This is a genomic window from Lysobacter sp. KIS68-7, from assembly GCF_021284745.1.
Lineage (GTDB): Bacteria > Pseudomonadota > Gammaproteobacteria > Xanthomonadales > Xanthomonadaceae > Noviluteimonas.
This window is the reverse complement of the sequence record NZ_CP089925.1, coordinates 2,420,178-2,433,469: the sequence shown is the minus strand read 5'-3', so window position 1 is coordinate 2,433,469 and position 13,292 is coordinate 2,420,178. Positions and strand designations below refer to the sequence as shown.

Genomic DNA, 13,292 nt, shown 5'->3' with positions numbered 1-13,292 from the left:
CGAACCGCGTCAGCATTCGCCGGAAAGGCGCGTCGCCGATTCGGGGTCGAAACGTCTGCGTTCAGTGCGACGGGTAGACCGTCCCCCAATCGCGCGCCATGTCGATCACCACCCACTTGCGTGCCGGTGCTTCCGCGAGCGCGCGCTCCAGTGCACCCGCTGGCGCCCCCTTGTCGTAGGCGAACTCACGCTCGGCGTCGGTGTGGTGCAGGATGGCCGCGAAGCGCGGCCCCCGCCCCGACGTCGTCCACTCGAGCATCTCGAAATCGCCGTCGGAGTTGCCGAAGGCCATCACCGGCCGCCGCCCGAGGAACCTCTGGATACCGACGGGCTTGCCCGCGTGGTCGTCGACAAGCTCGGGTTGCGAGGTCTTCAGGATCGTCGGCGTATCGCCCGGCGCGTACTTGAGTCCCGCGTAGCTGCCGATCACCTGCTGCGGCGGAATGCCGTAGATGCCTTCCACCCATGCACGCAGGAACTCCTGGCCGCCGCCCGACACGATCCAGGTGCCGTAACCGTTCGCGCGCAGGTACTGCATCAGCGCCAGCATCGGCGCGAACACCATCGAATCGTAGCGGCGATGCTTGGTCGGATGGCGCGCGGTGGCCATCCAGTCGCGCACGATCTGCGCGAACTGTTCGGTGGTCATGCCGGCGTGGGTCGCCTCCACGATCGGCAGCAGCGAATCCGCCCCACCGGCGAGCGCCTTCTCCGGATGTCCTTCGAGCACGAAGCGGAAGGGCTCGGTGTGCGTCCACTCCGGATGCTGCGGCGCAAGTGCGCGCACGCGATCCAGCGCGAACAGGAACTGGAAATACAACGGCTGCTCGGACCAAAGCGTGCCGTCGTTGTCGAACACGGCGATGCGGTCCGCCGGCGCGATGAAGTCCGGCGAACCCGGCGTCGTGGTGCGTTCGACGAACGCCACGATCGCCTGTTTCGCCGGGCCCTCGCGCCAGGTGTCACCCAGCGCCATCGTCACGGTTGCGCAACGACCACGTACTGCACCGACGAACCCGCGTACTGCGGCTGGTACCACGTCGAACCGCATTGCTGGTACGCGATGCCGTTGACCACCGTGGTCACGCAGCTCGGTGGCACCGAATACACGATCGAGCCGATCGCCGCCGCGGTCACGGCGGCGGCCGTGCCGATCGCGGCCGCGGCCGCCACCGGATGGTCGAAGTGGTTGTCCCAGCCGTTGTCGACGTCGACGTTGATGTCGCGGTTGACGTTGACGTTGGTGTTCCGGTTGACGTTGGTGTTGTGGACGTTCGTCGTGTTGCGGTTGACGTTGGCGGTGTTGCGGTTGCCGCCCCCGTGGTTCTGCGGATGGTTGACCGCCTGGCCGCCACCCGCACGTGCGCCGCCAGCGTGTGCGCCGCCTCCGCCATGTCCCACGCTGGAAGGTGCACGCGCACCACCACCGCCGCGTGCGCGCTGCGCGTCGACGTCGAACGATGAGGCCAGGCCGAAGCATGCGACCAGCGCCGCACAAGCCAATGGCGTGATGAGTCGGATGGTGTTCATTTCGTGCCCTCCTGCGCGACCAGCGTGCCCGGGAAGAACAGGATTTCGTAGGCGTCGTTCGACGGCTTGAACGCGAACGTATCGTCGGCGAAGGTCGCCGTCGGCTTCCAATCGAGCGTCGCGGTGAATTCCGGCCGTTCGCTCGCGGTGTTGTCGACGATCACCAGCTTGCGCGGCATGTCCTGCTTGTCGAGCCACACCTGCCAGTCGACGTCGCCCTGCCGGAACACGTATTGCGCCACGGGCTCGCCATGCAGGAACGCAGGCCCGACATAGGTCGCGCTCTTGATCTCCGTCTTCGGCGCCTTCTCCGTGCCCCACCAGAACAGATCGGCGAGCGGCATCTCCAGCCCGTAGTCGTCCTGCGCTTTCTGCACCAGTCCGCCGATGGTGTCGGGCGCGGGCAGCGTGGCGTAGAACTGCGTGGACGGCGAATAAATCGTCAGCGTCTTGCCGTCGTAGTAGAACTCGCGATCGCGCCGGTCGCTCTTGAGCTTGGCGAACAAGCCGTTCGGGCGCCGCACCTTGTAATCGACGGTGCCGCCGAGTTCGATCTTGCGGCCATCCTCCAGCACGACTTCGCTGGTGGAATCGGCCGTCACTTCGAACTGCGACAACCCGCGCAGTGCCTTGCCCATCCGATCCAGCGCCTGCATCGCCTGCGGATCGACCGCAGGCGGTGTGGGGCCGGCATCCTGGGCGAAGGCCGGGGCGACGAGGCACAACAGGCCCGTCGCGATGACCACGTGGATGCGTTGCATAGAACCTCCGTGCTTTCAGTTGCTGCTGCCGTGCGTTGTTTCAAGAGAGTCAGAGGAAGATCAACCACGCCGCCGTGACGCCGCCGATCAGGATGAACAACAACGTGATGCCCTCCACCGCGCGATCCATCGGACGGAAGCTGGCGTTCTTGATGTCGGCGTTGACGTGCCAGTAGCGGTACAGCGACCACACCGCGAGGGCCAGGCCGAGCACGATCATGCCGGCGCCGACGTTTTCCGTGTTGTGCAACAGGCGCCGCGATGTCGTGGCGCCCAGTTGGTCGTGTTCGCGCAAGTAAACCGCGAAGCGATTGAGCGTGATGCCGAAACCTACCAACGACACGCAGGTGCGCAAATACGCCAGGTGGGTGCGCTCGTTCGCCAGGTGCGAGCGCAGGTCGGCCAGGCCGGTGCGCTTGACGGCCAGGTCGGTGGAGTTCGGCGGCGGTGTCGTGTTCATTTCACCGGCTCGTTCATTGCCTCGGCCGCGTCGAGGTCGCGTTCGAGGAAGAAGTTGAGGAAGGTGCGGATCACCGCGATCGCGGCGAGCATCCCGATGTCGTCCCAGTTGGGCGCGATGGCGGTGCGCACGATGTCCGCGGCGAGCATGAACTCGAGGCCGAGCAGCAACCATCGCGCCAGGCTCAGCCATGCCGCACGCCGGATGCCCTGCGTCGCGGCGTTGCGCAGCAAGGGCATCACGATCTGGCCGAGTGCCAGCACGGCGCCGATCGCGATCATCAGGACCGAGACGGCTTCCAGGCCAAGGGCGATCGCCTGGCTGACGGTGCGGAAGAGTTCTTCCATGGCGGTGCGTCAGGTGCGCACGACGCACCGGAATCCGAGGTGCGAAGTGGAAGTATCGATCGGCTGCGCCATGCGCGCCGCCGGGCGATAGCGTCGGCAATAGTTCGGTGCGCACAAATGCGAGCCGCCCTTCATCACCCGTCGCGGAATGCGGATCTGCTGCTGCGCGGGATCGAAGCTTTCGTTCTCCGGCCCGCCGCGCGGATTTTCTGGAATGCAGCATGCCTTCACGGCTTCGGCCGGATGGCGCGGGCGATACCAGTCCGCCGTCCACTCCCACGTGTTGCCGATCATGTCGAGCAGGCCGTAGGCGTTCGGCGGATACGTCGCGACAGGCGAGGTGCCGATGTAGCCGTCCTGGGCGAGGTTCTGCCAGGGGAATTCGCCTTGCCACGTGTTCGCGCGATGCAGGCCTTGCGGCGCGAACTCCTCGCCCCACGCGAACTCGGTGCCTTCCAGTCCGCCGCGCGCAGCGAGTTCCCATTCGGCTTCGGTGGGCAAGGCCTTGCCCACCCATGCGGCATAGGCTTCGACATCGCGCGCGGCGACATGCACGACGGGATGGTCGTCCTTGCCCTCGATCGAACTGCCAGGCCCTTGCGGATGACGCCAATCCGCGCCGGCAAGGAACTGCCACCACCGATAGTGGTCGTTCAAGGCCACGCGATGCGGCGGCGGCACGAACACGACGGACGCGGCGACGAGCATCCCGGGCAGCGCACCCGGATAGTCCTCGGCCTTCGGCGGGATCTCCGCCATCGTCACGTGCCCGGTCGCTTCGACGAACGCGCGGAACTGCGCATTGGTCACCGGCGTGGTGTCCATGAAGAACCCATCGACCGCCACGCGATGCGTCGGCGCCTCTTCCGGATAGTGATCGTCCGATCCCATGCGGAAGGTGCGGCCGGGGATCCACACCATGCCTTCGCGCGCGACGGGCGTATCCGTGGTTTCCAGCAGCGCACTCATTTCGCGGGCGCCGATCCGGGCGGGAAGTCCGCGAACATCTTGTCGAGTGCAGCCTGCACCGCAGTCGCGGTCTTTTCAGGCGAATCGGGCACGGTGCCGCTGGCGGTGCCGCGCCAGATGGCCTTCTTCGTCTTCGCGTCGAACATGTCGAGCACGAGCGTGCCGACCGTGTAGGTGTTCACGCGCGTGGTCGAAGTGGCCATGCCGCCGTAGCCCCATCCGGGGCCCCAGCCCCATCCGCCCATGCCGGTGCCGGTGTACATCGTGTCCAGCGTCTGCCGCTCACTGGACGCGACGTTCGCCACGATCGCAACGTCGCTGTTGCCTTCCGTGCTGCGCGTCCAGCCGCGCGCGGCCAACCGTTGGTCGATGCCGGCGACGAGGCGTTGGTTGGCGAGCGGGTTCTTCGATTGCGGTTCCTGTGCCCAGTAGTACGTCTTGAAGACCGCGAAGTTGGCCGACGGATCGTGGTCGACGGTGACATCGGGCGTCGAGGCACAGCCGGCGAGCACGAAGCCGGTTGCGAGCAGCAATGCGAGCGTTTTCATGGAAAGCCTCGTCTCGTGGGTTCAGAGCTTCGGGGTGATGTCGAAGACCATGCTGGCGAAGGCCGCCAGTCCGATGAAGAACAGGACCACGGCGGTGACCAGCGTGAGCGACAGCGGGTATGCACTTTGTGCATGGATCAGGCCTTCGCCCTTCATCGTCGCCCGCTCGCTGCGCAGCTGCATCATGAAGCGCATGTGGTAGACCATGCCGAAGAACAGCATCAGGATGCCGAGCGCGACCAGCGCCATGCCGAAGTTGCGCGGCGCATGGGCCGACAAGGTGACGCCCTGGACCTTCAGCGCGTTGTTGAACACCTGGTAGATCGTGAAGCCGAAGCTGATCAGCGACAGCGACGTGCGGATCACCGACATCAGCGTGCGCTCGGCGCTCATGCGCGTGCGCTGGAAACTCATGCCGGTCCGGCGCGAAGACAGCTCGACGGATTTGTCGTCGGCGGTGGGGAATTGGCCGCTCGGGGGAAGTTGCGCGCTCATGCGCCGAGCATCGCCGTGCCCCACCGGCCGCGCATCCGCGATTCCACGCGCCGCCGCTCAGTATTTCTACTGTCCCCGCACCGTCGCCCTGGCCAGCGAGGCGGACACGAACCAGCGACCGCCCATCACCGCCTCCACCGCCGCTACCAGGTCATCACCCGCATCGGACTTGAGCACGTAAGCCGTGCGCGTGAGCGCGCGGGCCCGCGCGACGAGGTCGGCGTCGGAATGGACCGTGATGAAGACGACCCGCAGGTCCGGGTATTGGCGCAGGACGAGCTCAGCCGCGCGCAGCCCATCCATGCCCGGCATCGAGATGTCGGTGACCAGCACGTCCGGCTGCAACGCATCCACGGCCGTCGGGATCGACGCCCCGTCGGTCACCATCGCCAGCACTTCGAAGTCCTGGCCCAGCAGTGAGCGCAACTGACGCGCCACCACCGGGCTGTCCTCGGCCAGCAGCACCCTTGCGCGGTTCATGGCGGAACCTCGTTCACGCCACTAGCGTGAGCGCGCCTTCACCGCGCTGCTATCGCAAAACAACTGGAGGCAGGGAAGTAAAACTACGTGGCCGATGCCAGTAGACGCCTCAGTGGGGGACGTCGATCGCGATCAGGCCCGCCTGCGCGGCCTTGCGCACGAGCTCCACCGTACTGTGCACGCCGAGCTCCTGCATGATCGTGTACTTGTGCGACTCGACGGTACGCACAGACAGGCCGAGCTCGTAGGCGATCTGCTTCGAGCGCAGCCCCTGCGCCACGCGGACGAGGATCTCGCGCTGCTTCTGCGTCAGTCCGTTGCCAGAGCGCTCGGCACCGGCACGGATCGTGCGTGCGGCCAGTGTCGGCGTCACGTAGGTGCGGCCCGCCAGCACTTCCAGGATCGCGCGCACCAGTTCGTCGCCCGCCGATGCCTTGATCACGTAACCGCTCGCCCCGGCCTGGATCGCTTCGGCGGCGAGTTCGGGATCGGCGTGCATGGTGAGGAACAGGAACGGAGTGTCGATCCCGCGCTCGCGCAGCACGCGCATGGCGTCCACGCCGCTCATCCCTTCCATGCTGATGTCGGCGACGACGATGTCCGGCGGATCGCGTTCCACCGCTTCGATGATCGCTTCGCCCGAACGCACCGTGTCGATCCGGCAGAAGCACTCGAGCAACAGGCGCTCCAGGCCCTGTGCCACCAGCACGTGATCGTCGGCGAGCAACAGGCGCGCCCGTTCGGGTGATGTGCCGCTGTTGCTTGCGATCATCGCCATGCAGTCCCCTCCGAAACGTGAGGCTGGCGTGGAGCGTGTTCATCCATGGTGACGAAAAAGTGAGGTTTCACGAGCGCGAATACTGGTCACGGGGTGAATGCGCCGATTGTCGGCTGTCATCCAACGGCCCTTGCACGTGTTGTGCACGCGCTGTAAACCCGACGTCAACGCGCAAAGGACTCTGCCATGGACCATGAACCCGTGCAGGCCGCCTGGGTCGTACCCGCGACGCTCCTCGTCGCGACGGCGTTGGGCCAGGGACTGACCGTCGATCCCTGGACGGCCACGTTCTTCGCACAGATCGCGTGGTGGCCGGGCGCGATCCTGATGTGCGGCTTGCTCGCCAGCCCGCGGTCGCGTTGGGCTGCGTGCTGCGCCGGTGCGTTGCTCGGTAGCGCGCTCGTGTGCGCGTCGATGGGCCGCGACTTGCTGCCCTACTGCGTCCGGCTCGCCGGCGAGTTCGCGCTCGTTGCGGTCGCAGCGCTTGCCGTGCATCCGAAGCAGAACATCCCCATCCACGAATCGCGCGAATGCAATCCCGCGCGCTTCGTGCTGGTCGCGGGGATGGCGTTGCCTTTGCTGGGCGCGGCGTGGAGTGTCGCGGCGTCGAACCAGTTCGGCATTCCCTCGCCACGTTCGGACTGGGTGCAGATGGCACTCGCGCGCAGCCTCGCCTACATGCTGCTCGTGCCCACGTTCGTCGGCGTGATGCGCCTGCTCCATGGACGCACGCATGCGACCGCCCGCATGCCGTCGGCGATGGCGGCCTTCGGAGTCTTCGCGCTCGTCGTCGTGTGGATGTCGCCGCTCGGGCGCACCGACATTGCGCCTTTGCTGGCGGTCGCTCCCATCGTGTTGCTGATCTGGACCAACCATGCCTTGGGCAGCGCATGGAGCTGGGTGGTCTGGTCCATCGCCTGCATCGCCTGCCTGTGGCTGAGCACGCTCGGCACCGGGCCGCTCGTGCACGACAGCGTGCGCGCCACGATCGTGCACCTGCAGTGGTGGGCCATCGGCACCAGCGTCGTGCTGCTCCTGCTCACCACGCTGCGCGAACAGCGCGGCCTCGCACACGATGCGCTGCGCGATTCCTACGAACGCCTGGGCCAACTCGCACGACGCGTGATGACCATGCAGGAGAACGAGCGCAGCCGCATCGCGCGCGACCTGCACGACGACGTGAACCAATCCCTGGCCTCGCTCTCGATCGAGCTGAGCGGCCTGAAGCGCAGCGTCGATGCCAACGGCCGCGCGCGCATCGAGGCCTTGCAGGAACACCTGCTCGGCGTGTCCGACGACATCCGCCGGCTCTCGCACGAATTGCACCCGAGCATGCTGCGCTACACCAGCCTGGCCGCTTCGCTGGAAGCCTTGTGCGCGAGCCATTCGCGCGAGGAACTGCAGGTGCGCTGCGAGACCGAGGAGACTTTCGCGCTGTCGGAGCAGCAGAAGCTCGACCTGTTCCGCATCGCGCAGGAGGCGCTGCACAACGCGGAGAAACACGCGGAGGCCTCGTGCGTGAACATCGCCCTGCGGCGCGACGGCGAAGTCGCATTGCTGCGCATCGAAGACGATGGCCGCGGCCTGCCGGCGGACTACGCCTCGGCCCGCCATGGCGGCCTGGGCATGATCAGCATGGCCGAACGCGTGAAGACGCTGCGGGGCCAGCTCGAGTTCGCCCGCGTGGCACAGGGCGGTACGCGGGTGGAGGTGCGCTTCCCCGTCGGGGCGAAGGTGCAGCCCTCGCCTCGGTAGAAGTACTGAGGCCCGCTGCGTAGAAGTCGGGGTGGGATGCGGCGCAGGGATGCGGAGGATAGGACCCCCGTCGTCGCCGGAACCGACCGATGCCGCTGCTGGCGCGTTGCCTCCCTCTCTGCACCGCACTCGCGCTCGGCGCGGCAAGCCTGTCCGCGCACGCCACGGAAGGCGCGCTCGGTCGCCCGATCACCGGACTCCAAGGGACTTCGTTCGCGGGCGTGGTTCCGCCGACGCCGGGATTCAACCTGCTCACCCAGTACATCTACTACTCCGGCCACATCGGCGCGCAACGCGAGGTGCCCATCGGCGGAAGCACGGCGGTGGGCCTGGATGCGCAGTTCCAGTTGCTCTCCTTCACCGGCATGTATGTGTGGCCCACGGGCGAAGGGCGTTGGAACTACGCGTCCGCGATCGCAGTGCCCTTCGCGAAGGTCGACGTCGACGCCGACATCCGCCTCGGCCGCTTCGGCGCATCCACCAGCGACAGCGACACCGGCCCGTTCGACATCGCCGTGGTGCCGATCATCGCCAGCCGGCACTTCAGCCAGACGAAACACATGTCGCTCGCGCTCTACATCTACACGCCGAGCGGCAGCTACGACCCCGACAAGCTCGCCAACGTGAGCCTCAACAACTGGACGTATTCACCGACCGTGGGCTACACGCAGCTCGGCCAGGGCGGCACGCTCGAGTTCAGCACGCTCGCGGCGGTGGACTTCTACACGGAGAACCACGCCACCGACTATCAGAATGGCGCGGTGTTCCGCATCGATGCATTGCTGATCAAACGCACGGCCAGCGGCTGGGGCTTCGGCGCAGCGGGCGGCTGGATCCAGCAGCTCGAAGACGACACCGGCCCGACGGCGGATCGCCTCAATGGCTTCAAGGGACACTCGCTCTCGATCGGCCCGATCGCGACCTACAAGACCGGCAAGGTCGAGTTTTCCGCGCGCTGGCTGCACGAGTTCGACGTCAAGAATCGCATCGAAGGCAATCCGGTCATGGTGACCGGCACGGTCAGCTTCTGACGTCGCAATTGCTACGGAGGGACCACCCATGCTCAGGAAATTGCTGGCCGAAACCATCGGCACGTTCTGGCTCGTGCTCGGAGGCTGCGGCAGCGCCGTGATCTCCGCCAACTTCGGCGGCGACGGCAATCCGCTCGGCATCGGCCTGCTCGGTGTCGCCCTCGCCTTCGGCCTCACGGTGCTCACCGGCGCGTATGCGCTCGGGCACATCTCCGGCGGGCACTTCAATCCGGCGGTGAGTTTCGGCTTGTGGGCCGGCGGGCGGTTCCCGGCCTCGGGGCTGTTGCCCTACATCGTCGCGCAGACGCTTGGCGCGGTGCTCGCAGGCTTCGTGCTCTGGCAACTGGCGCATGGCAACGGCACGGTGGTGGATACGACCGTGCCCGGTGCCTTCGCCACCAACGGCTATGGACCCATGTCGCCTGGCGGCTATTCGATGACGGCCGCGTTGCTGAGCGAAGTGGCGATGACCGCGATGTTCCTGGTCGTGATCATGGGCGCCACGCATCCCAAAGCCAGCGCAAGCGCGGCACCGCTGGCCATCGGCCTGGCCCTGACGCTGATCCACCTAATCAGCATCCCCATCACGAACACTTCCGTGAACCCGGCGCGCTCCACCGGCGTGGCGCTGTTCACCGGCGGCTTGCCGCTCGCGCAACTCTGGTTCTTCTGGGTGTTCCCCATCATCGGCGGCATCATCGGCGGCGCGCTGTATCGCTGGTTGATGCACCAGGATTAGCCATGAACGCAGTCGCAAAATCCCCCACGGACGATCCTGCACTCGGCAAACTGCTGGAAGCGGACGCAGCACTCTGCAAACTCGGCCGCAAGATCCGGGTCCTCGATGCGATCGGCTGGCCGGCGGACATGGAGTCGCAGTTCCTCGCAGGCTGGCGTGCGGGCAAGCCCGCGATGCCGAAGCCTCCCACGCAGCCGCAGAAGCTCGACGAGGAAATCGCCGCACTCGAAGCGCTGATGAAGACGATCGATCGCGGCCATCCGATCGGCCATTGGTTGTGGAAATCCGCGTGGAGCTATCGCGTCGCCGCGCAGATGCTCACGCAGATCGGCAAACCGGGCTTCACCGAGTGCTCCACCCTGCTCTACGGCCGCCCCGACACGCTCTACAAGTCGCAGGGCGACCTCACCGCGGCCGATGCAGCGGCCGACATGCTGGACACGACGGACAAACTCATCGACACGCGCTTGTTACCCGAAGTGCCGTGCGACCTCACCGCTGCGCAGTTCGCCGAACGCATCCGCGAACGCATCGAGCCGTTCTTCACCGACGACAAGGTCGAACTCGTGCTCGATCCCGCGCTGGCCTCGAAGGCCGCCGCCGGCAGCAAGAAGATCACCCTCCGTTCCACCGCGATGTTCTCCGAGCTGGACATCGAACAGCTCGTGCAGCACGAAGCCTTCATCCACACCGCAACCCTGCTCAACGGCAAGCACCAGCCCTACCTGAAGACGCTCGGCGTCGGCACGCCGCGCACCACCCGCACCCAGGAGGGCCTGGCGACCTTCTCCGAGATCATCACCGGTGCGATCGACATCAATCGCCTGCGTCGCGTGGCCTTGCGCGTGATCCGCGTGAAGGAAGCGCTGGACGGCGCGGACTTCATGGACGTGTTCCGCGCGTTCCTCGAAGCAGGCCAGAACGACGTGGAGAGCTATCGCAGCGCCGCGCGCGTGTTCCGCGGGGGCGACGTCAACGGGCGCATCTGCTTCACCAAGGACGGCGCGTACCTGGAAGGCGTCATCATGGTGTATTGCTTCATCCGTCGTGCGTTGCAGGAAGGACGCAGCGAGGTGCTGCGCCTGCTGTTCTGCGGACGCGTGACGACGGCCGACGTGGTGAGCCTGGCGCCGTATCGCGACAGCGGACTGATCGCGCCGGCGCACTACGTGCCGCCGTGGGCGCGCTCGCCCGATCGCGTGCTGTCGATCATGGCCTTCTCGGCCGCGGTGCAGCGCTATCGCCTGGATACCTTCGACCTGGACCGCTTCGTCGATTACGAGGACGAGCAGATCGCCGCATCCGGGATTGGGTGAACACCGGTTGCCGACCGATCAGGCGACCTTCGGTTTCGGCGGCGGCGTTTCGCAACGGTGCTGGTACATCAGGTAGGGCGTGGCGACCAGCGAAGCGATCAGGACGTAGAGCAGGATCGTGCCGCCGAACTGGCTGCCGGGTGCGCTGCTCGAGGCGATCGTGAGCGCGACGACCGGGTGCCGGCATGCGGTCGCCAGCGCAAGCACCACGGACGTGTCGCGCGACGGTCCGCCCAGGAAATGCCCGACCGCGAGCCCGACGACGACGAACAACACGACCGCGAAAATCGTGCCGTCCCCCACCGCATTCCACATTGGGCGCCATGCCACCGCCAGCAACACCACGACGGCCATCGCCAGCAGGACCATCGCGCCCAACTTGATGGGCCGATCGATGCGATCGGCGATCGCGGGCCACCGGGATCGCAGGAATGCGCCCGCCACCAGCGGCAGCACCACCATCAGCAACAGGACCTTGGCGATCTTCCCGGACGACAGGACTTCCGGCCCCAGCCACGCGCTCAGGATCAGCCGCGCCAGCGGCACCGCCACCAGCGCGACCAGCGACAGCCACAGCAGCAAGGAAATACCGTAGGCGTCTTCGCCGCCGCCCTTGTGCATGCGACGCGGCAGCAACGGCGGCATCGGCGAGATCGCCAGCGCAAGCAACGCGACTTCGACGACGGGACGGAAGTGGAAAACGCGCACGAGCAGGATCGCGAACGCCGGCATGACGATCAGCACCGCGATCAGCGAACGGATGAACAACTGCGGCCGGCGCCACAGGAACATCAACTCGTCGCGCGTGGCCGCCAGCCCGAAGCCGAACACCGTCGCCGCGATGCTGACCTGGAACGCGAGGAGGACGATCTGCTTGGGGTCCATGCCGCGATTGTGCGGCTTCGACGCAGACCCGGCGTCAGCAAAACCTGCGGCCGCCGGCCCGGTAAAACTACTGAGTTCCCGCCCTGGCCGGGGCCGTCACGCAGACGTGAAGTTGCCCTCGCCAAGCTGGCCGAACCCGTGAAGATGAGGTGAGCCATGGCGAATGAAGTCCCCGTGCAACTGCTGTGGACCGGCGGATGGGATTCGACCTACCGCCTGCTCGAGCTGCTGCTCGACAAGCGGTTGCCCGTGGAGCCGACCTACCTGGTGGATTCGGCCCGCGCTTCGGCACCCTGCGAGATCGACGCGATGGACCGCATCCGCGCTGCGCTTGCCGAACGGTTTCCGCACACGCGCACGCTTTTGCTGCCCTCGCACCTGGTGCGCCTGGAGAACCTCAAGCGCGACGATGAGATCCAGCGCGCCTTCGATCGCATCGCGAGCACGCATCGCTTCGGCAACCAGTATGGGTTCCTGTCGCGCTACTGCCAGCAGAAGGGGCTGGACGGCGTCGAGTTGCTCATCGAAATGACCGCGCACGGCGCATACACCTTCCTCAAGGACGAGGTGGTCGAGACCATCACCCCGCAGGGCTACACCACCTGGCGCCTGCGCCCGGATTGCCCCGACGCGGACCTGCGCACCGTGATCGGCCCCTTCGCGCTGCCGGGTTTGATGACGAAGAAGCAGGAGACGTCCGAGGCCGCAGCGCGCAACGGATGGACGGACCTGCTCGAGATGACCTGGTTCTGCCACAGCCCGCGCGGCGGCCAACCGTGCGGGCTGTGCAACCCTTGCCAGTACGCGATGGAGCAAGGCTTCGATTGGCGCATTCCGCGCAGGCGGCGCGCCTTGTCGAAGCTCTATCGCTACACGCTGATGCCCCTGCGCGTGCGCACGCGGCAGTGGCTGCGACGTTTTCGCGCAACCGGCTGAGCGCGCGCGATCGCGTCAGCCAAGCAGGTGCAACACCAGCGCGGGCACCAGCAGGAAGAACCATGTCGCCAGCTTGTAGAAGCCCAGGAAGGCGTACATGTAGCCGTCGATCTGCGTGTCGCCCAGTGCGAACCAACGCTGGTGCAGCCGCCGCATCGGCCCGCGCGCGGCGAGCCAGGCGAGGAACACCAGCACGAGCACGCCGTAGTTCACGGCGGCGCACCACAGCAGGAAGCGAACCCATGATGCGTGGTCCATGGCG

The 13,292-nt window shown here is 66.5% G+C and carries 17 protein-coding genes; 5 read left to right on the top strand and 12 right to left on the bottom strand.

What is annotated here, in order from left to right; translation table 11 throughout:
- Positions 1 to 61: 61 nt before the first annotated feature.
- From LVB87_RS11920 to LVB87_RS11875, 10 genes are all read right to left on the bottom strand, one after another.
- Positions 62 to 976 carry an HAD family hydrolase gene (locus tag LVB87_RS11920; protein ID WP_232898177.1) on the bottom strand — a complete coding sequence of 305 codons (915 nt, stop codon included), beginning with the start codon at positions 974 to 976 and terminating at the stop codon, positions 62 to 64.
- Positions 977 to 978: 2 nt separating this feature from the next.
- A complete protein-coding gene (locus LVB87_RS11915) occupies positions 979 to 1,530 on the bottom strand; it encodes a hypothetical protein (protein ID WP_232898176.1) in 552 nt (183 codons plus the stop codon).
- Positions 1,527 to 2,291 (bottom strand): DUF2092 domain-containing protein, encoded by a 765-nt coding sequence (locus tag LVB87_RS11910; RefSeq protein WP_232898175.1) that lies wholly within the window; start codon positions 2,289 to 2,291, stop codon positions 1,527 to 1,529. The genes LVB87_RS11915 and LVB87_RS11910 overlap by 4 nt, the downstream gene beginning before the upstream one ends.
- Positions 2,292 to 2,340: 49 nt before the next feature.
- The gene (locus LVB87_RS11905; protein ID WP_232898174.1) at positions 2,341 to 2,751 is read right to left on the bottom strand and encodes a DUF202 domain-containing protein; all 411 of its coding nucleotides are present in this window, start codon (positions 2,749 to 2,751) and stop codon (positions 2,341 to 2,343) included.
- On the bottom strand, positions 2,748 to 3,098 hold the full coding sequence (locus tag LVB87_RS11900) for a DUF1622 domain-containing protein (RefSeq protein ID WP_232898173.1): 351 nt from the start codon (positions 3,096 to 3,098) through the stop codon (positions 2,748 to 2,750). Before LVB87_RS11900 ends, LVB87_RS11905 begins: the two co-directional genes overlap by 4 nt.
- Before the next feature lie 9 nt (positions 3,099 to 3,107).
- Entirely contained in the window at positions 3,108 to 4,067 is a 960-nt protein-coding gene (locus tag LVB87_RS11895) for a formylglycine-generating enzyme family protein (protein WP_232898172.1), read from the bottom strand.
- Entirely contained in the window at positions 4,064 to 4,615 is a 552-nt protein-coding gene (locus LVB87_RS11890; protein WP_232898171.1) for a DUF4136 domain-containing protein, read from the bottom strand. The genes LVB87_RS11895 and LVB87_RS11890 overlap by 4 nt, the downstream gene beginning before the upstream one ends.
- 21 nt (positions 4,616 to 4,636) lie before the next feature.
- A complete protein-coding gene (locus LVB87_RS11885) occupies positions 4,637 to 5,110 on the bottom strand; it encodes a DUF202 domain-containing protein (RefSeq protein ID WP_232898170.1) in 474 nt (157 codons plus the stop codon).
- A 66-nt stretch (positions 5,111 to 5,176) separates the two neighbouring features.
- Complete coding sequence (locus LVB87_RS11880) at positions 5,177 to 5,590, bottom strand: response regulator transcription factor (protein ID WP_232898169.1); 414 nt, start codon at positions 5,588 to 5,590, stop codon at positions 5,177 to 5,179.
- 109 nt (positions 5,591 to 5,699) lie between these two features.
- On the bottom strand, positions 5,700 to 6,368 hold the full coding sequence (locus LVB87_RS11875; protein ID WP_232898168.1) for a response regulator transcription factor: 669 nt from the start codon (positions 6,366 to 6,368) through the stop codon (positions 5,700 to 5,702).
- Between the two features lie 186 nt (positions 6,369 to 6,554).
- Here LVB87_RS11875 and LVB87_RS11870 point away from each other — a divergent pair, with 186 nt between their 5' ends.
- From LVB87_RS11870 to LVB87_RS11855, 4 genes are all read left to right on the top strand, one after another.
- Positions 6,555 to 8,123 (top strand): sensor histidine kinase, encoded by a 1,569-nt coding sequence (locus LVB87_RS11870; protein WP_232898167.1) that lies wholly within the window; start codon positions 6,555 to 6,557, stop codon positions 8,121 to 8,123.
- 89 nt (positions 8,124 to 8,212) lie between these two features.
- Positions 8,213 to 9,154, top strand: coding sequence for a transporter (locus LVB87_RS11865; RefSeq protein ID WP_232898166.1), 942 nt, complete (start codon positions 8,213 to 8,215; stop codon positions 9,152 to 9,154).
- A 28-nt stretch (positions 9,155 to 9,182) separates the two neighbouring features.
- Positions 9,183 to 9,893, top strand: coding sequence for an aquaporin Z (aqpZ, locus tag LVB87_RS11860; RefSeq protein WP_232898165.1), 711 nt, complete (start codon positions 9,183 to 9,185; stop codon positions 9,891 to 9,893).
- A 2-nt stretch (positions 9,894 to 9,895) separates the two neighbouring features.
- The gene (locus LVB87_RS11855) at positions 9,896 to 11,209 is read left to right on the top strand and encodes a tyrosine/phenylalanine carboxypeptidase domain-containing protein (protein ID WP_232898164.1); all 1,314 of its coding nucleotides are present in this window, start codon (positions 9,896 to 9,898) and stop codon (positions 11,207 to 11,209) included.
- 18 nt (positions 11,210 to 11,227) lie between these two features.
- Here LVB87_RS11855 and LVB87_RS11850 read toward each other — a convergent pair whose 3' ends face one another.
- Positions 11,228 to 12,094 carry a hypothetical protein gene (locus tag LVB87_RS11850; RefSeq protein WP_232898163.1) on the bottom strand — a complete coding sequence of 289 codons (867 nt, stop codon included), beginning with the start codon at positions 12,092 to 12,094 and terminating at the stop codon, positions 11,228 to 11,230.
- Between the two features lie 156 nt (positions 12,095 to 12,250).
- On the opposite strand from LVB87_RS11850, the gene LVB87_RS11845 reads away from it, so the two are divergent.
- Positions 12,251 to 13,030 carry a hypothetical protein gene (locus LVB87_RS11845; protein WP_232898162.1) on the top strand — a complete coding sequence of 260 codons (780 nt, stop codon included), beginning with the start codon at positions 12,251 to 12,253 and terminating at the stop codon, positions 13,028 to 13,030.
- A gap of 15 nt (positions 13,031 to 13,045) precedes the next feature.
- Here the strand turns inward: LVB87_RS11845 and LVB87_RS11840 are convergent, their stop codons facing one another.
- Entirely contained in the window at positions 13,046 to 13,288 is a 243-nt protein-coding gene (locus tag LVB87_RS11840; protein WP_232898161.1) for a DUF6868 family protein, read from the bottom strand.
- Positions 13,289 to 13,292 lie beyond the last annotated feature (4 nt).